Annotated in this window: 18 protein-coding genes and 2 pseudogenes; 8 read left to right on the top strand and 12 right to left on the bottom strand. The window is 72.5% G+C overall.

Annotated elements, in window-relative coordinates; all coding sequences use genetic code 11:
- Positions 1 to 18 precede the first annotated feature (18 nt).
- The gene (locus RM780_RS00920) at positions 19 to 1,824 is read right to left on the bottom strand and encodes a bifunctional metallophosphatase/5'-nucleotidase (RefSeq protein WP_311628435.1); all 1,806 of its coding nucleotides are present in this window, start codon (positions 1,822 to 1,824) and stop codon (positions 19 to 21) included.
- A gap of 266 nt (positions 1,825 to 2,090) precedes the next feature.
- On the opposite strand from RM780_RS00920, the gene RM780_RS00915 reads away from it, so the two are divergent.
- The 4 genes from RM780_RS00915 (at position 2,091) to RM780_RS00900 (ending at position 7,353) form a co-directional block, all read left to right on the top strand.
- Complete coding sequence (locus RM780_RS00915) at positions 2,091 to 3,293, top strand: DUF6531 domain-containing protein (protein ID WP_311628434.1); 1,203 nt, start codon at positions 2,091 to 2,093, stop codon at positions 3,291 to 3,293.
- An 85-nt stretch (positions 3,294 to 3,378) separates the two neighbouring features.
- The gene (locus RM780_RS00910) at positions 3,379 to 6,279 is read left to right on the top strand and encodes an RHS repeat-associated core domain-containing protein (protein WP_311628433.1); all 2,901 of its coding nucleotides are present in this window, start codon (positions 3,379 to 3,381) and stop codon (positions 6,277 to 6,279) included.
- Entirely contained in the window at positions 6,280 to 6,903 is a 624-nt protein-coding gene (locus tag RM780_RS00905) for a hypothetical protein (RefSeq protein ID WP_311628432.1), read from the top strand. It abuts the gene before it with no gap.
- Positions 6,904 to 6,918: 15 nt separating this feature from the next.
- Positions 6,919 to 7,353, top strand: coding sequence for a DUF7919 family protein (locus tag RM780_RS00900; protein ID WP_311628431.1), 435 nt, complete (start codon positions 6,919 to 6,921; stop codon positions 7,351 to 7,353).
- A 62-nt stretch (positions 7,354 to 7,415) separates the two neighbouring features.
- Here the strand turns inward: RM780_RS00900 and RM780_RS00895 are convergent, their stop codons facing one another.
- From RM780_RS00895 to RM780_RS00885, 3 genes are all read right to left on the bottom strand, one after another.
- The gene (locus RM780_RS00895; RefSeq protein ID WP_311628430.1) at positions 7,416 to 7,739 is read right to left on the bottom strand and encodes a DUF4333 domain-containing protein; all 324 of its coding nucleotides are present in this window, start codon (positions 7,737 to 7,739) and stop codon (positions 7,416 to 7,418) included.
- A gap of 184 nt (positions 7,740 to 7,923) precedes the next feature.
- Positions 7,924 to 8,208, bottom strand: a complete 285-nt coding sequence (locus RM780_RS00890; RefSeq protein ID WP_311628429.1) for a DUF397 domain-containing protein — start codon at positions 8,206 to 8,208, stop codon at positions 7,924 to 7,926.
- Positions 8,192 to 8,662 carry a DUF5753 domain-containing protein gene (locus RM780_RS00885; RefSeq protein WP_311628428.1) on the bottom strand — a complete coding sequence of 157 codons (471 nt, stop codon included), beginning with the start codon at positions 8,660 to 8,662 and terminating at the stop codon, positions 8,192 to 8,194. Before RM780_RS00885 ends, RM780_RS00890 begins: the two co-directional genes overlap by 17 nt.
- A 160-nt stretch (positions 8,663 to 8,822) precedes the next feature.
- Here RM780_RS00885 and RM780_RS27790 point away from each other — a divergent pair.
- Positions 8,823 to 8,879: pseudogene (locus RM780_RS27790) on the top strand (hypothetical protein); the annotation flags it as partial.
- Positions 8,880 to 9,276: 397 nt separating this feature from the next.
- Positions 9,277 to 9,591 carry a hypothetical protein gene (locus RM780_RS00880; protein WP_311628427.1) on the top strand — a complete coding sequence of 105 codons (315 nt, stop codon included), beginning with the start codon at positions 9,277 to 9,279 and terminating at the stop codon, positions 9,589 to 9,591.
- Between the two features lie 50 nt (positions 9,592 to 9,641).
- Here RM780_RS00880 and RM780_RS00875 read toward each other — a convergent pair whose 3' ends face one another.
- Together RM780_RS00875 and RM780_RS00870 are read right to left on the bottom strand one after the other, a co-directional pair.
- Positions 9,642 to 10,058, bottom strand: coding sequence for a PIN domain nuclease (locus tag RM780_RS00875; protein WP_311628426.1), 417 nt, complete (start codon positions 10,056 to 10,058; stop codon positions 9,642 to 9,644).
- Positions 10,055 to 10,291, bottom strand: coding sequence for a type II toxin-antitoxin system VapB family antitoxin (locus RM780_RS00870; protein ID WP_311628425.1), 237 nt, complete (start codon positions 10,289 to 10,291; stop codon positions 10,055 to 10,057). The genes RM780_RS00875 and RM780_RS00870 overlap by 4 nt, the downstream gene beginning before the upstream one ends.
- Positions 10,292 to 10,419: 128 nt before the next feature.
- Between RM780_RS00870 and mshD the strand changes: the two genes are divergently transcribed.
- Positions 10,420 to 11,322 (top strand): mycothiol synthase, encoded by a 903-nt coding sequence (gene mshD, locus RM780_RS00865; RefSeq protein ID WP_311628424.1) that lies wholly within the window; start codon positions 10,420 to 10,422, stop codon positions 11,320 to 11,322.
- A gap of 82 nt (positions 11,323 to 11,404) precedes the next feature.
- Here mshD and RM780_RS00860 read toward each other — a convergent pair whose 3' ends face one another.
- The 6 genes from RM780_RS00860 to RM780_RS00835 form a co-directional block, all read right to left on the bottom strand.
- On the bottom strand, positions 11,405 to 12,262 hold the full coding sequence (locus RM780_RS00860; RefSeq protein WP_311628423.1) for a DUF3800 domain-containing protein: 858 nt from the start codon (positions 12,260 to 12,262) through the stop codon (positions 11,405 to 11,407).
- A 312-nt stretch (positions 12,263 to 12,574) separates the two neighbouring features.
- Positions 12,575 to 13,528, bottom strand: coding sequence for an esterase/lipase family protein (locus RM780_RS00855; RefSeq protein ID WP_311628422.1), 954 nt, complete (start codon positions 13,526 to 13,528; stop codon positions 12,575 to 12,577).
- Between the two features lie 136 nt (positions 13,529 to 13,664).
- Entirely contained in the window at positions 13,665 to 13,853 is a 189-nt protein-coding gene (locus RM780_RS00850) for a hypothetical protein (protein ID WP_311628421.1), read from the bottom strand.
- A gap of 53 nt (positions 13,854 to 13,906) precedes the next feature.
- A complete protein-coding gene (locus tag RM780_RS00845; protein WP_311628420.1) occupies positions 13,907 to 14,404 on the bottom strand; it encodes a hypothetical protein in 498 nt (165 codons plus the stop codon).
- Positions 14,401 to 19,065: a putative T7SS-secreted protein gene (locus RM780_RS00840; RefSeq protein ID WP_311628419.1), complete on the bottom strand. Its 4,665-nt coding sequence runs from the start codon at positions 19,063 to 19,065 to the stop codon at positions 14,401 to 14,403. Before RM780_RS00840 ends, RM780_RS00845 begins: the two co-directional genes overlap by 4 nt.
- 6 nt (positions 19,066 to 19,071) lie before the next feature.
- Entirely contained in the window at positions 19,072 to 19,662 is a 591-nt protein-coding gene (locus RM780_RS00835) for a hypothetical protein (RefSeq protein ID WP_311628418.1), read from the bottom strand.
- Positions 19,663 to 19,821: 159 nt separating this feature from the next.
- Here RM780_RS00835 and RM780_RS27785 point away from each other — a divergent pair.
- A pseudogene (locus RM780_RS27785) lies at positions 19,822 to 20,001 on the top strand (transposase); the annotation flags it as partial.
- Between the last annotated feature and the right edge of the window lie 38 nt (positions 20,002 to 20,039).

Below are 20,039 nucleotides of genomic sequence, written 5' to 3'. Positions count from 1 at the left end.
CCCTTAGCTGCTCTCTTCCTACTGAACGATCGTGATGCGGTCGGCCGCCGGGGCCGCGAGCGGGGCCTGCGCCGAGGAGTTGGCCCCCAGGTACGCCGCCAGCACCGCCATGTCGTCGTTGCCGACCAGCGGGTCCGCGCCCTCGGCCAGCGTCGGGAAGCCGTCGCCGCCGCCCGCGAGGAAGGAGTTGACCGCGACCCGGTAGGTGGCCGCCGGGTCCAGCGGCTCGCCGTTCACCGTCACCGACTCCGCGACCACGCGGTCCGCGCCCGACCGGGTCAGGTCGAGCGTGTACGCCAGGCCGGCGGAGGGCTGGAGGATCTTCGGGGCCTCCTCGTTCACGCCGCTGACCTGCTCGCGCAGCACGGTCAGCAACTGCTCGCCGGTCAGGCTCAGCAGGTTGACCGTGTTGGAGAACGGCTGGACCGTGAAGCCCTCCCCATACGTCACCACGCCGTCGCCCTCGGCCCCCGAGGCCGCGTAGGTGAGGTCGGCGCGGACGCCGCCGGGGTTCATCAGGGCCAGGTCGGCCTCCGGGTCCAGCTCGCGGGCGTGGGCCAGTTGCGCGTCCGCGATCAGGTCGCCCATCGGGAACTCGGGCGTGCCCGCGCCCCGCCCCCGGATGTCCTCGGAGATCCAGCCGATCGGCGCGTTCGCGACCGGCGCGGCCAGGGCGTTCCAGAACGCGATCAGCTCGGTCAGGTCGCGGGCGGCCGGCTGGTCGCGGTGGACCACGCGGTTGGTGCCCTCGACGGAGGCGCGCACGACGTCGCGGGTGCGCCGGTCGTACTCCATGTTCAGCTCGGTGAACAGCCGGCCGTTCGAGGCCGCCGAGGTGACCAGCCGCTCGCGGCCCGCCGGGTCGGGGAGGGTGCACACGTACGGCTGGTGCGTGTGGCCGGTGACCAGGGCGTCCACGCCGGCGTCGGTGCGGCGGGCGATGTCCACGATCGGGCCGGACAGGCCCGCGGCGCCGCCCGCGTCGCAGTCGTGGTTGTAGGCGGGGGAGGCCGGGTAGCCGCCCTCGTGGATCAGGGCGACGACGGCGTTGACGCCCCGGCGCCTCAACTCCCGCGTGTAGCGGTTGATCGTCTCGACCTCGTCGCGGAACTCCAGGCCCTCGATGCCCTCCTGGGTGACGATGCCGGCCGTGCCCTCCAGCGTGACGCCGATGAAGCCGACGCGGACGCCGCCGCCCAAGTCCTGGACGGTGTAGGGCGGGAGGACGGGGCGGCCGGTGTCCTCGTGGACGACGTTCGCGGCCAGGTAGGGGAAGTCGGCGCCGCCGAACTCGCGGCCCTCGACGTAGCAGCCGTCCTCCGGGTGGCAGCCGCCCTCCTGGAGGCGGACCAGCTCCTCCCAGCCCTCGTCGAACTCGTGGTTGCCCACGCCCGCGACGTCCATCTCCAGTTGGTTGAGCGCCTCGATGGTCGGCTCGTCGTGGAAGAGGCCGGACAGCAGCGGGGTCGCGCCGACCAGGTCGCCGGCCGCCACCGTCACGGACCGGCCGTGGCCGCGGCGGGCGTCGCGCAGGCCGGTGGCCAGGTACTCCACGCCGCCGGCGGTCAGTTCGGTCGTGGTGCCGTCCGGGTGCTCGTGGGTGACGCGTCCGCCCGAGCCGGTGGGCGGCTCCAGCGCCCCGTGCAGGTCGTTGATCGCGAGCACCTGAAGGTCAACGGTCCGCCCGCCGCCGTGCGCACCGCCCCCTTGGGGCGCGGCCTGCGCGGCGGGCAGCGCGATCGCCACCGCGGACGCCGCCATCAACGCCGCGGCCCCCGCGGTCAGTCGGAGCCGGCGCTTGCGCCGGACCGGAGCGTGCATCATGTGGATACTCCCTCGCCCACCATGCCCGGCTCCCCTCGTCCGGACCCGCCCGCACCCTAGCCGCTACGCGCGTAGGCGACACCCGGTCGCGCGTTACAACCCGGTGAACCACCCCGTAACGCCCGCACCCGGGGCGGCCGTGCCGTGGTGGTCCTGTGGCGCCGGGCTCCGTTCCCGCCTCGTCTGTCCGCTGGTAGTTTCGTTTGCGTATCCGGGTAGTCACTCGTGGGGGGGCCACGGTGTCGCGTCCGTCTGATTGGTCGCCGGTGGATCTGGACCGGGATCCGACGCCGGGGGATCCGGAGGAGATCCGGGAACTGGCGGAGGAGTTGCAGGAGTTCGCGGATGACGTGGGGGAGGCGCTGGGCCGTATCCGGGGGATGGCCTCGGACCGCGCCGTGCAGGAGTGGGCCGGCTTATCCGCGGAGGCGTTCCGCGCGGAGTTCGACGGGGTGCCGGGGAACCTGGACAAGCTTCAGCGTTCCTACGACATGGCCGCGGACGCGCTGGCCCGCTACTGGCCGGAGTTGCAGACGGCTCAGGGCATGGCGGACAGGGCGTTGCAGCGGGCGTTCGACGCGCAGGCGGCCCTGTCCTCCGCCCGGACCGACCTCTCGGACGCCCAGTCCTGGGTCTCGCGGGCCGGGGATGAGGCCGAGCGCCTCCAGGAAGAGCGCGACGACTCGGAGGCCCCGGAGCCCCCGGACGAAACCCAGGTCCGCCAGGCCGTCCGCGATCACCAGGCCGCCCAGCAGGCCGCCTCCGCGGCCCAGTCCCGCGTCGACAACGCCGAAGCCGACCTCTCCGCCGCCCGCGAACTGGCCCGCCAGGCCCTGGACATGCGGGAGGAGGCCGCCCGCACCTGCGCGAACGGCATCGACGAGGCTTCCGACGCGGGTATCCAGAACCGCCGCTGGTGGGAACGCGCCATCGACTTCGTCGTGGACAACTGGGACACCATCGTCTCCGTCTGCCAGGCCATCGTCGCCGTCCTGGGCATCGTCGTCCTCATCATCGGCGGCCCCCTCGCCTGGGTCGTCCTGGCCGCAGCCCTCGTCGTCCTGGCCGACACCCTCATCGACTACGCCAACGGCCGCGCCTCCCTGTGGGACGTCGCATTTGCAGCTTTGGACTGCGTCCCGGGCATGCGGGGCCTCACCACCCTCGGCGGTCTCGCCCGCGGCATGCGCTCGTTGGCCACCACCGGTCTCCGTGGCATCGAGGCCGGCGTGCGTGGACTCGGCCAGGGTATGCGGGGCATGGGGCGCGCCATCCGGGGGCTCGTCACCCGGGGCGACCCCATCGACATGGCCACCGGCGAGATGGTGCTTTCCGCCACGGACGTCCAACTCCCGGGAGTGCTACCAGTAGTACTCGAACGGCACCACCGGACCTCGGTGCGCGCCGAGTCGCCCTGGCGGCGAGCTCCCGCTGATCGCCATCACCGACCGCAACGGCAACCGCGTTGACATCCGGTACAGCGAGGCCGGCGACCCCACCGATGTCGTCCACTCCGGCGGCTACCACATCGGCATCACCACGGAGCGCGGCCGAGTGACCGAACTCCGGCTGCTCAGCCACCCCGGCCAGCCGCTCCTACTCGGCTACGGCTACGACGAATCCGGGCTCCTCGCCGAGATCCGCAACTCGTCCGGCCTGCCGCTGAGGCTGTTCTATGACGACCGCTCCCGGCTGCGCCGCTGGGAGGACCGCAACGGCTACTGGTACGCCTACGAGTACGACGCCGAGGGTCGCTGCGTATTCACCACCGGCACCGACCGTGTCCTGGAGTACCACTACCGCTACGACCCCGACAACCTCCGCACCTCAGCCGTCAACTCCCTCGGCCAGGAGGCCATTTACCACTTCAACGACTGCTTCCAACTGGTGGCGGAGACAGACCCGCTCGGACAGGTGTCCACCCGCGAGTGGGACCGATACGACCGGCTGTTGTCGTTCACCGACCCGTTGGGCCACACCACCCGCTACGCCTATGACGATCGCGGGCACGTCACCGTGGTCACGCGTCCCGATGGTCGGGAGATCCGGGCCGAGTACAACGATCTCGGGCTGACCTCGGAGATCGTCCAGGCGGACGGTTCCGTGTGGGCCTACGCCTACGACGGCGCCGGCAATCGCACCGCCATCCGCGACCCGGGCGGCGGCACCACCCGCCTCGGCTACGACCGGCGCGGCGCGCTCGTTACGGCCACCGATGCGGCAGGCAACGAGACACGTGTGCTCTGCGACGCCGCGGGCATGCCAGTGGCGTTCGTCAACGCGCTGGGCGAGACTACCGAGTACCGGCGCGACGCGTTCGGGCGCACGGTGGAGGTCGTGGACGCGCGGGGGACCGTGCGGCGCGCGGAGTTCACGGTCGAGGGGCGGGTGCTCAGCCAGACCGACGGGCTCGGCGGGGTACGGCGGTGGAGCTACGACGCCGAGGGAAACTGCCTGGGCCATACCGACGAGAACGGCGCCACCACCCGCTACGAGTACGGCCCTTTCGACCTCCCCATTGCCCAGACCGGCCCCGACGGTGTGCGGTACGCCCTGGTGCGCGATACCGAGCTCCAGCTCACCCAGGTAATCGACCCCGCCGGCCGCACGTGGGAGTACACCTACGACGCCGCGGGTCGCCTGACCGCGGAGACCGACTTCGACGGCCGTACCGTCAACTACCGGCTGAACGCCGCGGGTCGACTCGTCGGTCGCGTCAACGCTGCAGGGCAGACGGTCGGTTACACCCTGGACGCGCTCGGGCAGCCCGTCACCCTCGACGTGGACGGCCGCACCACCCACCTCGGCTACGACGCGCTGGGCCGGCTGCTCACCGCCACCAGCCCGGAGGCCGAGCTCGTCGTGCGGCGCGACGCGATCGGCCGCCCGACGTTTGAGACCGTCAACGGCCGCACCATCGCCTACACCTACGACGCCCTCGGCCGCCCCGTGTCCCGAACCACCCCGTCCGGGCACACCAGCGGCTGGTCCTACGACGAGGCGGGCCGCCTCCGCTCCCTGCTGTCGGCTGGACACATCCTGACGTTCGAGCACGACGCGGCGGGGCACGTGACCCAGCGCGCCTACTCTTCGGGGCTCACGGTGGACGACGCGTGGGACGCCGCCGGGCGGGTGACCAAGCGGACCCTGACCAACCGGGCCGCGGGCGCCCTGGCGCGGCAGACCTACACCTATCGGGCCGACCACATCCTCACCGGCGTCGACGGCACGCGGTTCGAACTCGACGGGGCCGGGCGGATCACCGGGCTCGCGGAGACCGGCGACGCGCCGGGCGCCTGGCGCGAGAGCTACGCATACGACCCGATGGGCACCCTGGTCGCCGCCGACTGGCCGACGGCTGGCGAGGCCGGCGGCGAGCGCACCGTCGCGGGCGGCCTCGTCACCCGGGCCGGACGGGTTCGCTACGAGTACGACGCCGCCGGCCGCATGGTGCTGCGGCAGAAGACTCGTCTGTCCAAGAAGCCCGACACCTGGCGCTACGAGTGGGACGCCCAAGACCGACTCGTCGCCCTCTCCACCCCCGACGGCACACGATGGCGCTACCGCTACGATCCGTTCGGGCGCCGCATCGCCAAACAGCGGCTCGCGGCCGACGGCTCGGTGGCGGAGGAGACCACCTTCACCTGGTCCGGTACGACCCTGGTCGAGCAGTCCGGTCCCGGCACCACGCTTAGCTGGGACTACGACGGCCGGATCCCGCTGGCCCAGGTGGAGCAGGGCGAAATCGACCAGCGGTTCTACGCCATCGTGACCGACCTCGTGGGCACCCCGACGCGCCTGGTCGACGAAGCGGGCAGGATCGCCTGGCAGGCCAGCAGGACCGTGCACGGTCTCACCACGGCCGACCCCGGCTCCGCAGCCGCGACGCCGCTGCGCTTTCCGGGCCAGTACTACGACGCCGAATCGGGCCTGCACTACAACTACCAGCGCTATTACGACCCCGAGTTGGCCCGCTACCTCACGCTCGACCCGCTCGGCCTCGGCCCGGCGCCCGACGCCGCCGGCTATGTGGCCAACCCGTTGTGCGACACCGACCCGCTAGGACTCGCCGCGCACGACGAGATGGTGGTCCTCTACCACGGGGCGCAGGACCTGAGGGGCACAACGTTCCAACTCGGCGCACCGACCGGCGTGGCCGTTCGCGGAGCGACTCCCGAAGCCGGCCTTTACCTCACCGACGACCTCACCCGGGCCATCCAGCAGTACGCGGGTCAGAGCGGGCAGGTGGTGCGTGTGGAGGTGCCGAGCGTGTTCGCCGATCGTATCCGGCAGGTGGGCGGTCCGCCCGGAAACCAGCAGCCGGAGTGGTTCGTCAACAACGCCGCCGACCTCGCCGTGGTCAACGATGGGATCATCGGGGTCAGAGGTTCCATGGACGCGTTCATGAGCTGGATGAACAGGGGCCCAGGCCAAGCACCGGAGAGTATGAGTTAAGTGACACACCAGCCTCACCCTTCCGTATCAGAGACCTCACTCGCCCGGGAGATCTTCGGACCCCTCGGCGGCATCGTCACGCTTGGCGCCGCCGTCGGCGAAACGGCCGTATCCGTCGGCGACTTCGCCGCCGCCCGCCGGGCGGAGCTCGACCGCCTGCTGAGCCTGATCCAGGAGGCTGGCGGCTTCGGCGACGAGACGATGGCCCTCGTCGACGAGTTGGGCTGGCATCGGGACCACGATGCCACCCCGTTCCTCGCGATGTGGTCGGGCCTCATCGAGCCCTACCCCTTCGACGCCGACGACCCCGCGGTGATCCGGCGCATGGTGACGATGGGCGCGGACCTGCAGTCGGTGGCCCTTCTGCACGCCCTGGTGGCCGCCGCGACCACCCGGACGGACACCGACCCGGCTCGCCTGACCGAGGAGATCGCCGAGGCACTCCGCGTGTCCTGCGCGCTGCTCGGTGAGATCACCACCCCGGCGGCGACGTTCCGTGCCTGGCGAGTAGCCCGCCTGGCCGGCATCCTTCAATCGGGCCCGGCGGTGCCCGAGGACGCCAGGACTCGCTGGCGCGACTATGCGCATCGGCTGGGGGCGCTGTTGCTGAGCGACGCCGACTGAGCGGAAGACAGTGGCATGACCTACTTCGCCGACCTTTCGCCCTACGTTTACCTGCCCGAGACCTTGCCCTCGGGCGTCACGGCACTGAACGTCGGCTGGCTGAGTCCGATGCGCGACTATCCGAGGGGGGATGTACCGGAGGGCTTCACCGATGCGCTCGGCCTGCTGTGCCGGGATGAGCAACGTGCCGTCACGCGCGGCATGCACGCCTGCGGACTCATACACCGGCTCGGCGAGCAGCGGTTCCCGATCCGCATCGAGGGGGATGGCCGCACCGTGGTCCTCGGCACGGCCGAGGTGCGGGTGGTTTCACGGGCCGGTGAATGGCTGATCGCGCCAACCCTCGTGTACCACTACGTCACCCGGCACCACTACCTCCCGCCCGAGCCCTTCGTCGAGGCAGTCCTGGCCCGCCGGACCCCGGCGACCATCGGGTCGGCCCCCGGCTGACGGTGCTCGGAGTGAGCTTCTGGAGGTGATGGCGGGCTGTGCCTCATCAGGCCGGTGCCCGCTTACTCCAGGGGCTCGTCGTCGACCTCGATGTCCCACTGGGCGTCGTCCCCGTCGACCGAGGTCACCGTGACGGTCGCTCCGTAGGTCGGGCCGGTCCCCGTGACCTCGCAGCGGATGGTGGCCCCCACTTCCGCGGGGAGGTCCTCGGGGCAGGTCACATTGATGTCCCCGCCGAACCGCTCCTCCAGGACCGCGGACGACTGCTCGCCGACCTCGGTCCTGTCGATGACGGGGTCGCTGCTGGAGCAGCCCGTGGCGAGGAGCAGCGACAGCGCTCCCAGGGCTATTCCCGTGACCGCTCGGCTCCGCCGTGCCTGCCGCATCGCGGCCTCCCTTGCCTGATCCTGACGTGCGCGCATGAAGATACGCGGGGACGCGCAAGCCCGGTTCCGGGGTGTCCGAAGGGAGATGAGGTTGAGACCTTCCCGCCGGCGCATGGCCGACAGCACCGCGCCCCCGCAGTCGGCCGTCGTGGCCGGTGCGGGGGCGCTTGTGCTCGTGGGGGCACTACGGCCGCCGGCCGGGCAGTGGGCCGGCCGCGGCGAGGAACGCCCGCCAGGGCGCTCCGCCGAAGAGGACGACCGGGCCGTCCTCGCCGTGCTTGCTGTCCCGCAGCGCGACGGAGGTTTCACCCAGACGGGCGACCTCGACGCACTGGCCGTTGCCTTCCGAGTAGCTCGACTTGGCCCAGCGCGCGCCGCTCAGGCGGGCGACCTCGACGCACTGGCCGTTGTTTGCTGAGTAGCTGGACTTGACCCATACCGCTTCTGTCAGGTCAATGCTGCTGTTCATGACTCCCTGCCACGTCGGTGATCAGGCGCCGCGACGCCTGCTCGGTGAGTGATTTCTTCCAGATTCCTTCGAACGCCGTGTCGTAGCGTTCCACCTCGTTCGGCTTGTCCCGGTAGAGATCGCCCGTGTAGCCGTCGGCGTAGACGGTGGGCGGCTCGCTCTTCCGGCCCTCCCCGTACTGCGGGAAGCGCAGGACCACGAACGCCCCGGACAGCACGCCCGGATGCTCGCCCGCCGTGAACGGCATCACCCGCAGCAGGACGTTGGGCAGCTCGGCCGCCTCCGCCAGGTGCCGCAACTGCTCCGCCATCACGGCCGGTCCGCCGATGCGGCGGCGCAGCACCGCCTCGTCCAGCACCACCCGGAGCGTGGGCGGCTGGATGGGCCGCGTCATCACGCGCTGCCGCTCCATCCGCAGCAGCACCCCCCAACTCGGCGGTGATCGAGGCGACATGGCGCGGCATCACCCGGCGCGCCCGCGCTCCCGGCCGGACTCCTCCGCCGTCCAGAAGGGGTGGATCATGCCCACACAGCGCACCCTGCGTTATCCCTGACGCAGCGCGAGCGTCCCCGCCGCGCGCCGCCACTCGCGCCATGTCGCCCACGCGTGGCACGTGGCCGAGCTCGCCGACGACCTCGAACTCGTCGTCTCCGAGCTCCTCACCAACGCCGTCCGGCACGGCTCCACCGGCAACGACCGCCGGGTGGCGCTCACTTACACCCTCACCGCCGGCCCACCTGCGCGTCGCCGTCCGCGACGCGGGCGACGGCACCACCCCCGGGCGCGACGACCGCCCCGCCGAGGCGGAGCACGGGCGCGGGCTGCTGATCGTCCAAGCGCTCAGCAGCGCCTGGGGCGTTGACTCCCTGCCGGTCGGCAAAACGACCTGGGCCACGCTCGCGCGCACCGCGGCGCCCGCGTCCCCCGCCGCCCTCGGGCCGGCCCCCACCGCCGAAGGGGCGGCGCGCGTCACCACATGACGCGCCAGCCCGCAGCCGTGCGTGCGCCGCACCCCGCCACCCCTGCCGACCGGATACCGCCCACTTCCCTTCAGGAGAACTCCCGCCGTGACCGCCCGCCCGTCAACGCCCGCCGCCCGGCCGCCCCGGCCGGACCCGGCGGGGAGGAACGACCGCGTCGCCATCGGCGTCACTGTGGACGCCCGTACCGTCCGGCTCGGCGATCAACTGCTCCTCGCCGGACAGGCGTTCACCGTCGCCGACATGACCGCCCTCTTTCGCGGGGGCCGACGGCTGGAGTTCACGACCGGCGAGACCTTCACCATGAAGGCGCACACCGTCCTCTACGCCACGCGCACCGTCCGCCCCGTGCCCGACGCCACCGGGGCCCGGTCGGGGCGAGCGCGCCCACGCACCGGCTGAGGCGCGGCCCGGTCCGCGCGCGGGCTTCGTGGCATGAGGGGCGTCGCGCCCTACCGGTCGGCGGAGCCCGGGGCGATCACCCAGCGCATGGTCTGGCCGGTGATTTTCTGGATCATGTCGAAGTCACCGTCGTAGTGCAGGACCGTCAGTCCATGGCGTTCAGCGACGGCGGCGATCAGCAGACCGGAGAGCGAGAGCGCCCGGTGGAAGCCGCGGCGCAGGGCCTCGCGTTGAAGCCACAGGGCCCGCTCGTGCTCCTCGTCGTTGCAGGGCGCGTAGTCGAGGCCGCGCAGGCTGACGCGGATGCGTGCGGCATCCTGCTGGGTGCGGGCGCTGAAGATCATCTCGTACTCGACCACCGCGCACGTGCTAAGGAGCGCGCGGTCGTTCAGCTCGTCGAGCACGGCCCCCACGGCCGGCTGTCCCCACCGGGCGAGGGCCGACTTGTCCGCCAGGAAGACACTCACGCCGCGTCGCTGCTCCGGTCCCGCGCGCGGGACCCGGCCGGGCCGCTGTTCTCGATGATCTCGCCGAAGTCGAGCTCCCCGGACTTCACCGCATCGGCGAACTCCTGACGCAGGCGCCTCTTCACCGCGTCCTCCATGGCCGCACGCACGGCCGCGGCCTTGGTGCGGACGCCGTACAACCGCATGGCCTCTTCCACGATCTCGTCATCGAGATCGATGACCGTACGAGACATGGGCACTCTCCCGTCGACCTCTTCCGGCTCCCTTCGGGCCTCAACGATATCGCATTGCCTCGCCAGGTGATATCGCCTGTGGGGTGGCGGCGCCCGACGCCGCCCCCGCCCGGCGTTAGGCTCCCCGCATGAGTGACGTCGTGGTGCGGGACGAGGTGACGGAGGCGGAGCTGCCGGAGGTGCTGCGGCTGATCGAGGCCGCGGCGGCCGTGGACGGTCAGTACGCGGTGTCGGAGCAGGGGCGGCTGCTGCTGCGGGGCGGGGCGCGGGCGGGCGTTCGGCATGTGCTGATGCGGCGCGGGGGCGCGCTGGTGGGGTACGCGCAGTTGGACGGGACCGATCCGGTCGAGGCGCCCTCTGGCGAGCTGGTGGTCCACCCCGACCACCGGGGGAACCGGTACGGGCGGGTGCTCGGCGAGGCGCTGCTGGAGGAGTCGGGGCGGCGGCTGCGGCTGTGGGCGCACGGGGCGCGGCCGGCGGCGCGGCGGCTGGCGCAGACGCTGGGGCTCACGCTGTTCCGCGAACTGCGGCAGTTGCGGCGGCCGTTGGGCGGCCTGCCGCTGGATCCGCCGCCGCTGCCCGAGGGCGTCGCGCTGCGCACCTTCGTGCCCGGCGGCGACGACGCGGCCTGGCTGGCCGTGAACGCCGCTGCCTTCGCGCACCACCCCGAGCAGGGCTCGCTCACCCAGGAGGACCTGGACGCGCGCAAGGCCGAGCCGTGGTTCGACCCGGCCGGGTTCTTCCTCGCCGTCCGGGAGGAGGACGGCCGGGTCCTCGGTTTCCACTGGACGAAGGTGCACGCCAAGGAGGGCCTGGGCGAGGTGTACGTCCTCGGCGTCGCCCCCGAGGCGCAGGGCAGCGGCCTGGCCCGCCCCCTGACCATCGCCGGCCTGCGCCACCTCGCCCGGGACCGCGGCCTGCCCACGGCGATGCTGTACGTGGACGCGGACAACGCGGCGGCCGTTCGCCTGTACGAGGGCCTGGGGTTCCGGACGTTCGAGACGGATTTGATGTACCGGACGGAGGGCTGAGTACCGCCCGTTGGCGCGGGCAGGCCCCTTTCTCAGGTCGGAACAGGTGATGCGCCGGACGACCGGCCCTTCTTCGGCGTGGTCACGGCCGCAGGCCGGCTGCCTCGGCCATCAGGCGTGGTCGGCAGGACTCGCAGGTGCAGCTTCCACTGCCGTAGGAAGGGGTGTAATGAACCATTCCATGCCGATTGCCGTCCTTCGTGTCGAAACCCTCCCAGAGGTTAGCCGTACAGTCTTCCTTGCTCCCCTCTGGGAAGTAGTGGCTCCAGATGGCATAGGAAACCAGGTCAGCGACTTGGATGAGTCGGGTGGCCTTCGAATCCGCGAACAAGGGAACGTCTGCAAGGTTGCGCAGTCGGCCGATGGTGCCTGCTGCTCGTCGCCACTCCCTGGTCCAGTCCTGGATGTCACGTTCGGCCACCAGGCGACGGTCATGGATCACCAGGCCGAGATCGGCATGATCGCCATCCCGCTTATTGCGCTTCAGCATGACATCGAACTTGTTGAGGAGAACCTCGTAGGCGAACTGTTCCCGCTGTGCCGGTGAGTACGAAGGACGGAAATTCCGATCTACGGCCACTCCGAAAAGAGCCATGGGTAGTGAGTGATTCTCCGGCACAAAGTCCCGCAAGATGGCGTAACAATCACGCAGAAGTTGCAGTCTCTCCATGCGCTCCACGTCAACCCAGACGCTCGCCTTCTGGTGGCTGGCAGCGCTGGATTTGGGCTTCTTGGCATTGCGCATCTCGGAGACGTGCAACTCGTATTCCCCGGCTGCTCTTCCGGTTCCGGCTGTGTATTTCATCACCGCACTGTCGAGCTGGCGGTGCAGCCTGCGTGCACCCCGTTCATGGATCGCTATGCCGCCGAGAACAAAGGCGTGGCTCCCGCCATGAGTGCCCCGACGCGTCCACGAAAAGAAGATGCACAGGCGCTCCAAGGCAGTGCAGGGGAGAAGCCACCGTCGAAGTAAGAGCGAGAGCGGGCCCAGGATCTGGACCCGCTCTCATGAGCTTGTGCCGGGGCAGCCGACGTGGGCACCGCGTTGGCAGTCCCACACACTGCTCGGTGCCGCGTTGGCAGCCCTCCCAGCACTCCCAGTGTTTTTCTGCTCTGGACCTCCTGTCAAGCGCGCTCCACGTGACGCGACCTGCGGCGGGCCCCGCACTGCGGACGCCGCCTCCTGGGGAGGTCCGCCGTCACCGCGCGGGACGGCTGGCCCTGTCCGGCCGAGGGCGAAGCCGGGGCCCTCTCAGACGTTGGGGCCGTAGTTCACGCACTCGGGGCGGAAGTCCGGCTCGCGCGGGCCGAGTTCGTTGAGGATGAGCTGCATGATGGGCCCGTCGAAGGACATCCCGGAGTGGCTGACGGGGTCGTCGGGGCAGAGGTCCTGAAGCAGGATGTTGGTGGAATCGGGGCCGCGCAGGAAGGAGTTGGTGACCGGGGTGACCGTCGTGTCGTGCGCGGTCGCGATGGTCAGGTAGCGCACGCCGGGCACGGTGTCGCCGTCGGCGAACAGCTCCTCCTGGAACTCCGAGCCCGCCTCCTGCTGGATGTACGCGGGCGCGCCGATGAGGCGGTAGAAGTCGTTGACCAGGCCGAGCACGTGCAGGGTGCGGCCCAGCTCGACCAGGCCGTTCATCGTCGTGCCGTGGTTGGTCGGGCCGAGGCCGATCATCGTGCGCACCTGGGCGGCGCCGCCGAGCCGCTTGATGTAGTAGTTCGGCATCATGCCGCCCTGCGAGCCGCCGATCACGTCCACGCGGTCGGCGCCGGTGGACTCCAGCACCCGGTCGACGAACGCGCTCATGGTGCGGGCCGATTCCTCGATGTCGCCGAGCCCGAAGAGGCGGCCGGCGCTGTACGGGACCGCGCCGTAGTTGAACCCGTAGACGCAGTACCCCTCGTTGGCCAGCGTCGGGGCGATCATCGCCCCGGCCGAGCCGAAGTTGGACGTCGTCCCGTGCACGATGACGACGGGCTCGGGGTGCTCCTCGGAGGGCGTGCAGGACCAGTCGTTCGCCCCGGCGGGCGCGTCCGGGCTGAAGAAGAAGTTCTTGATGGAGGTCCCCAGGTCCCCGACCGGGTACCGCTCCCCGCCCTCCTCCGCCGAGGCGGCCCCCACTCCGCCGGCCCCGAGGGACACCGCCGCACACACTGTGACCACGACCGCGACGACCGCGCGCCGCATCCCGAACCTTCGCAAGACTCCTCCTGCTCATGCCGCATCCGAGGCGTTACGGGAGCCTTACCGTAGCAATGACGAACAGCGCTGTACATGAAACGCTCGCGGCGAGTTCGAGCCGTTTGCCGCGCGGGAGTTGCCCGGCGGGCGCGGGGGGCTACGCCCGGAGGGGGGCGACCTCGTCGGCCAGCGCCTCCGCGCGCCCGGGGGACGCCAGGAGCAGAACGCTGAACGACACGCCCCCGCCGGCCGCGAGCCCCCGCTCCTCGACGGCGCGCGCCAGCACGGCGAAGAACACCCTCCGCTCCTCCGGCGGCGCGGCCAGAACCTCCTCCGCCGCCGACACGACGAGCAGGCAGTGGTCGAAGGGCAGCCAGCTCAGATCGCGGAGGCAGTCGCTCAGTCAGCTTCGAACCTCGGCTCCAGCCAGATCTCGTCGAGTTCCGTGCCGCCGAGACCGAGGGTGATTCCCTGTGCGATGCGGATGTGTCGATCCGCCTTTCCTGCGCGGCGGCTGATGAGAAAGAGCCGCCTTTCCGGATCGTAGAAATCCGCCCAATCCTCATCGGGCAGTCGCGTCGCCACACTTTCGTCCCACGCTTGGGAGCAGGTCGCGAAGACCCTCCCCGGGGTGGACGGCGGGGCGGTGAGTCCCGTGACGGCAAAGCCTTCCAGGGGGTAATAGCCCCATACGTACAACAGGCACCCGCGCTCGACGCCCACGACGATCTGAAGTGTGTCACGGGTGAGGCTTGCCGCCCCCGCATTCCCCTGGCGAGCGTAGAGGTCCGGCGGATCGGTCGCCTCGTATTCGAAGGCGTGATCGAGAGGTACGTAGGTGAGTACCCCTTCGAGCGGTGCACCGCCCTCCTGGGCCGAGAAGCGCAGCGTCATCATCTCTCGCTCGTGAAATTGAAATGCATGATCCGATTGTTTTGCGTGTCGATGACCAGTTCCCATCTTCCTGATCTGCCGTTGAAGGCGCCAGGGGTGTCCCATCTCAGCGCCCCGGGAACGCCCCGGGGGTCGAGCATCGGCGCACTTCCGGCCATGATGTCGAGGACGAGTTGATGCGAATCAACGAAGGGGCGCGTGCGGAAGGTGTAGTACCCGCCGTCTGCGGATTGCCTCCTTCCGCTGAAATCGTCGAGATGGCGCTCCACGGTCCGGGTCATCGTCAGATTATCGGGGTCGATCCGTGCCAGCGATTCGTCGATGGCCCTGTCACCGGTTGGGCAAGGAGCGAGCCCCCAAGGGTCCGACCACGTCAGTGGGTTGTGGACGTAGGCGACGGGGTTCGGGGCCGGGGTGAGGCCGAGGGGGTCGGGGGTGGTGTAGCGGGCCGTCGTGGGGTCGTAGTGGCGGTGGAGGTTGTAGTGGAGGCCGGATTCGGGGTCGGCGTACTGGCCGGGGAAGCGGAGGGGGGTGTGGGCCGTGCTGGTGGTGGGCCAGGCGGTCGTGCCCCAGAGGGTGGTGCGGGACTGCCAGGCGACCGTGCCGGTGGCGGGGTCGACCAGGTGGGTGGGCGTGCCGATGAGGTCGGTGACGATGGCGAAGAACCGGCTGTCCGTGTCGCCGCGGCGCTCCGTCTGGGCGATGGGGTGGAGGCCGTCGTGGTCCCAGGTGAGGGTGACGGGGGCGGGGAAGGCGGGAGCCGCGGTGGTCTGTTCGACCAGTACCGGCCCGTCCCAGGTGAAATCCGTGCGCTCGACGGCCGATGAGCCGTCGGGCGACAGCCGCTCCTTGGCGACGCGGCGGCCGAGCGGGTCGTAGCGGTAGCGCCAGCGCGTGCCGTCCGGGGTGGTGACGGCGGTCAGGCGGTCCTCCGCGTCCCAGGCGTAGCGCCAGGTCTCCCACTCGCCCGAGAGGCGACGGCGGCGGCGCGAGGTGATCCGGCCGGCCGCGTCGTAGGCGTAGCGGATCCGGCCGGCCCGGGTGACCCGCGTGCCCGCGTAGGCGCGCGCCCCGGCCGCCGCGCCCGCGCCCGGGAACGCGGCGTGCGTCTGGTCCCCGGCGCCGTCGTAGGCGTAGCTCTCGGCCCAGCCGCCGGGGCCGCGCACGGCCGTCACCCGGCCCACGGCGTCGAGGTCGAAGGCGCGCGCCCCGCCCGCCGGGTCCTCCAGGGCCGCGAGGTGGCCGTCCGCCCGGTAGGTGTAGGAGCGGCGGGCCAGCGGCTCGGGGGCGCCGGAGGCGAGGAGGGCCTGGGAGGCCAGGCGGCCGGCCGGGTCCCAGTCGCGGGTGAGCAGCAGGGAGCCGACCCGGCGCGCCGTCTCCCGGCCCGCCGCGTCGTGGGCGAAGGCCAGTGCGTGCCCCGAGGCGTCCAGGCCGGTGCGGCGCCCGGCCGCGTCGTAGCGGAAGGCGGAGACGGCGCCGCCCGGCGTGGTGCGCGAGACCGGCCGGCCCAGCGGGTCGTAGGCGTGGGAGAGGACCCTGCCGGCCACCGTCTCGCTCAGCACCCGGCCCAACCGGTCGCGGCGCAGGTGGAGTTCGGCGTCGGGCCCCAGGGCCGAGGCGAGGCGCCCGGCCGCGTCGTAGAGATGGACGGTGGCCCGCCCGTCGGCCTCCTTGCGGGCGACGCGGCCCAGCGCGTCGCGCTCGTACGCCACGGTCTGGCCCAGGGCGTTGGTGCGGGCGGTGAGGGCGCCGGTGGCGTCGTGGGCGAACGTCAGCGTGCGGCCGTCGAAGTCCGTCTCCGAGGTCAGGCGGCCGGCCGCGTCGTAGGCGTAAGTCCAGGTCAGGCCACGGGGGTTGGTGACCGAGCGCAGCCGCAGCTCGGAGTCGTGGGCGAACGCGTGCCGCGCCCCGTCCGGGTCGGTGCGCGCGAGGGGCAGGTCGAAGGGGCCGTACGCGAAGGCCGTCACGCCGCCGACCGGGTCGGTGTGCCGGACGCAGTTGCCCTCGCCGTCCCAGGCCCAGCTCCGCTCGGCGCCGTCCGCCGCGACGTGCCGGGCGGGCCGGCCCTCGACCGTCCACTCCAGGCGCTCGGTGCCGCCCAGCGGGTCCGTGATCTCCACGGGCCGGCCGAACGCGTCGCGCCGGAAGGCCGTGACCCCGCCGAGCGGGTCGGTGATCTCCACGGGCAGGCCGGCGGCGTCGCAGCGCAGGCGGGTGGTCGCGCCCAGGGCGTCGGTCACGGCCGTCGGGCGGCCGTTCGCGTCGTAGGCGTAGCGGGTGGTGTGCCCGTCCGGGTCGGTGACGGCCGTGCGGTTGCCCCGCTCGTCGTACGCCAGGCGCCAGACCGCCCCGCCCGGCTCGGCGATCTCCGCCGGCAGGCGCAGGTCGTTGTACGCGAACGAGAAACGCGAGCCGTCGGGCCGGACCACGGCCACCACGTCGCCGCGCGCGTCGCGGTGGAACGCCGTGGTGCGGCCGAGCGCGTCCGTGCGCGCGGTGACCCGGCCGCGCGTGTCGTAGGCGGTGCGGGTGGTGTGGCCCAGCGGGTCGGTCTCGGCGACGACGCGGCCGGCGGCGTCCACGGCGTAGTGCCGGGCGTGGCCCTCCGGGGTGGTGACGGTGGTGACCCGCAGCCCGGTGGAGGGGTCGGGATCCCCGTAGGCGATCCGGGCCGCGAGGTGGCCCTCGGTGCCGCCCTGGGCCACGCAGCGGTCGAGGCCGTCGTAGGCGTAGGCGTAGCGGTGGCCGTTGGTGTCGGTCCAGGAGGTGACCCGGCCGCGCTCGTCGTAGGTGTAACGCAGTGGGCGGCCCGAGGAGTTGATCACCTCGGTGAGGTTCCCTGCCGTGTAGCCGAAGCGGACCAGCTCCTGGTCGGAGCCGTCGGGGGCGGCGCCGGCCAGGTGGAGGGCGGTGACCCGGCCGGCCTCGGTGGTGAGCCTGAGGCGGTAGCCGGCGGAGTGGACGAGGCCGGTGGGGGTGGTGCCGTCGTACTCGACGGTGATCCGGTGGCCGTTGCGGTCGCTGATCTCGGCGAGCAGCGCCTCGCGGGGCCCGTCCCCCTGGGCCTCCGCCGGGCCGTCGAAGTGCCAGGTGAGGCCGGCGGCCGGGTCGGTCAGCCGGTAGTCGCCCTCGGGGGTGCGCTCCAGCGGGCGCGCCGGACCCGAGGCGGGGAGGGACGGGGCGCCGGGGGCCGGGTGCGGATAGGCGAGGACCAGGCCGTCCTCGGTCAGCAGGACGACGCCCTCCGCGTCGATCTCCAGGCGCTGGTCCACCGTGCTGGACCAGGACGGGCCGAACCAGCGGCCCAGCCGGTAGCCGGACTCCACGCGCCGGGTGAACGCCAGCGGCAGCGCGCCGGGGAGCGTCACGTCCGCCTGGGCCAGGAACATCCGGCCGGTGGCGAGGTTGACCGGGTCCGTGCCGCCGGTGGTCGCCTCGGCGTCCGGCGTGGCGCGCTCGCGCGGGCCGTCCTCGCGGACCTGCTCGCGCGCGGAGGGGGCGGGAGCGTCGCCGGGAACGTCCGGTGCGTCCGGTGCGCCCGGCGCCTCCGGCCGCAGGGCCCCCCGCCCCCGGCTCCCCAGCACCTCGGGAACGGCCCGCCCCATCGCCTCGGCCGGGTCCCGCCCGGCGGAGTCGAGCGCCGTCTCCACCGCGCCCGCCGGGTCCCGCGCGGCCTGGACGAAACCCGCGCCCGTGCTGTTGAGATTCGTGAGGTACTCCGCCGGGTGGGTGAGGTTGTAGGGGTCCAGGGGATTGGCCGCCCGGACGGAGTTCAGGACCCCGGCCCCGCCGCGCAGGACGCCCGCGGTGACGTGCGCCGAGTGCAGAACGCCCTCGGTGGCGGCGTCGGTGACCTGATCGCCGTAGGAGGGCGTGGCGGGGGCGGCCTCCCGGGCCGCGGCCACCTCCCGGCGCGCCGCGTCCGCCGCGGCGTTCCGCTGCCGCCGGGCCTCGGCCAGGATCTCGGCCGCCTCCTCGGCGCGGGCCACGCCGGGGTCGTGGAACGCCCCCGGCCGGGGCGGCAGCGGAAGGGACCCCCGCTGCTCGGCGGGGGCGGCGTTGTGGGCGTCGACCGCCCGGTTGTACCGCTCCACCTCCGCGTTGTGCGCCTCGCGCGCCTCCTCCGAGGCCCGCGACGCCGCCCGGTAGCGCTCGATCGCCTCCCGCGCGCGTTCCTGCGCCCACTCCACGGTGCCGGCGAACTCGCCCAGGGCCCGCCCCGCCCGGTCGCAGGCCGCCGCCGCGTCGTACCACCTGCGCGGCTCGCCCTCGATCCGCCGCCGGAAGGCGTCGGCCGTCTCGCCGCGCAGCCCGGCTGAGTCCACCCCGGCCAGCCCGTCCCCGACGGCCGTGAACGCGTCGCGGAACCGGACGAGGTGGGCGGCGGTGGAGCGCAGCTTGCCGGCGCTGCCGTGGATCAGCTTCCGGGGGTCCGTGGTCTGGTCGAGGTTCCACTCGTCCACGTCCGCGCCCATGCGGTTGGCCACCGCGTCCCCGGCCGCCCGGACGAAGCCGGCCGCGCTCTCCAGGCCGGCGTCCTCCAGCCGGTCCGCTGTCCAGCCGGAGGCGGCGTCGACGCCCTCGCCGACGAGTTCCACGCCGGACTCGACGACGTTCTCGACGGAGTCGGGGGTGAGGTCGCTGACGATGTCGTCCAGGCCCATCCCCGCTCACCGCCCCTCGGGCGCGGAGCCCTGGCCCGCTTCGGGGTCCGGGTCCGCTTCGGGGCCCTCGTCCGCCCCGGGGCCCTCGTCCGTCCCGGGGCCCCGGTCCGACAGCACGCCCTCCCACGTCCCCGCGATCTCCTCGCCCGCCTCGCGGAACGACTCGCCGCCGAACTCCGCCCCGTCCGGGGTCAGGATCTCCCCGAGGCCCTGCGCGGCGACCTCCTCCTCGGTGGCGTGCGGATTGCCCGTCGCCAGCGCCGCGTTGAGCGTGACGGCGAGGGTGTCCGCCCAGTACCGCTCCTCCTCCCACAGCGTCCCGGCCGCCAGGCCCAGCCGCTGCGCCAGCGCGCTCGCGTCCTGCACCAGCGCGCGAACGCCCCACTCCCAGCGTTCGCAGAACCCCTCGAACGCCTCGGCGACCCCCCGGCTGCCCGCCTCCATGGCGGTCAGCGACATCTCGCGGAACCCGCCGCCGATCGCCGCGCTGGTGGCGTCCCCCACCGTCCGCAGCTCGTCCATCGCCGAGCGCAGGCCGTTCGTGATCAGGTTCAGCGACTCCTGGTCGAACGCCAGGTCCGGCTCCTCGCCGCTCATCGTGCGTGTCCCTCCCGTGCGTCGCGCGCCCGGCCCGCGAGCCGGCCCCCGGCCCAGGGTCCACCGGCCGGGCCGCGCCCCGCAAGCGCCCCCCGCAAGCCCCTCCCGTCCCCCTGGACACGACCGCTGCCCGGGCGTCCCCGCGGGTAGCGTCGTGGCATGACCGGTGCGAGAGGGACGGGGAACGGGCGGCTGTCCGGGCGGGAGCGGCTGCGGGCCGTGCGGGCCGTCGTGGAGGAGGGGGCCTCGGCGCGCGGGACGGCGCGGCGGTTCGGGGTGCCGCCCAGCACGCTGCGGCGGTGGGTCGCGCGGTACCGGGAGGAGGCGGGGCTTCACGCCGTTAACCCGGCTGACGTGCCCCGTTCGCCCGGATGGCG

Source organism: Streptomyces boetiae, from assembly GCF_031845405.1.
Classification (GTDB): Bacteria; Actinomycetota; Actinomycetes; order Streptomycetales; family Streptomycetaceae; genus Streptomyces; species Streptomyces boetiae.
This window is presented reverse-complemented; position numbering and strand designations above follow the sequence as displayed.

Coding starts and splice junctions, on each gene's coding strand:
- RM780_RS00920 (WP_311628435.1), bottom strand. CDS start 1,824: ATGATGCACGCTCCGGTCCGGCGCAAGCGCCGGCTCCGACTGACCGCG.
- RM780_RS00900 (WP_311628431.1), top strand. CDS start 6,919: ATGACCTACTTCGCCGACCTTTCGCCCTACGTTTACCTGCCCGAGACC.
- RM780_RS00895 (WP_311628430.1), bottom strand. CDS start 7,739: ATGCGGCAGGCACGGCGGAGCCGAGCGGTCACGGGAATAGCCCTGGGA.
- RM780_RS00890 (WP_311628429.1), bottom strand. CDS start 8,208: ATGAACAGCAGCATTGACCTGACAGAAGCGGTATGGGTCAAGTCCAGC.
- RM780_RS00885 (WP_311628428.1), bottom strand. CDS start 8,662: ATGTCGCCTCGATCACCGCCGAGTTGGGGGGTGCTGCTGCGGATGGAG.
- RM780_RS00870 (WP_311628425.1), bottom strand. CDS start 10,291: ATGTCTCGTACGGTCATCGATCTCGATGACGAGATCGTGGAAGAGGCC.
- mshD (WP_311628424.1), top strand. CDS start 10,420: ATGAGTGACGTCGTGGTGCGGGACGAGGTGACGGAGGCGGAGCTGCCG.
- RM780_RS00845 (WP_311628420.1), bottom strand. CDS start 14,404: ATGATGACGCTGCGCTTCTCGGCCCAGGAGGGCGGTGCACCGCTCGAA.
- RM780_RS00840 (WP_311628419.1), bottom strand. CDS start 19,065: ATGGGCCTGGACGACATCGTCAGCGACCTCACCCCCGACTCCGTCGAG.
- RM780_RS00835 (WP_311628418.1), bottom strand. CDS start 19,662: ATGAGCGGCGAGGAGCCGGACCTGGCGTTCGACCAGGAGTCGCTGAAC.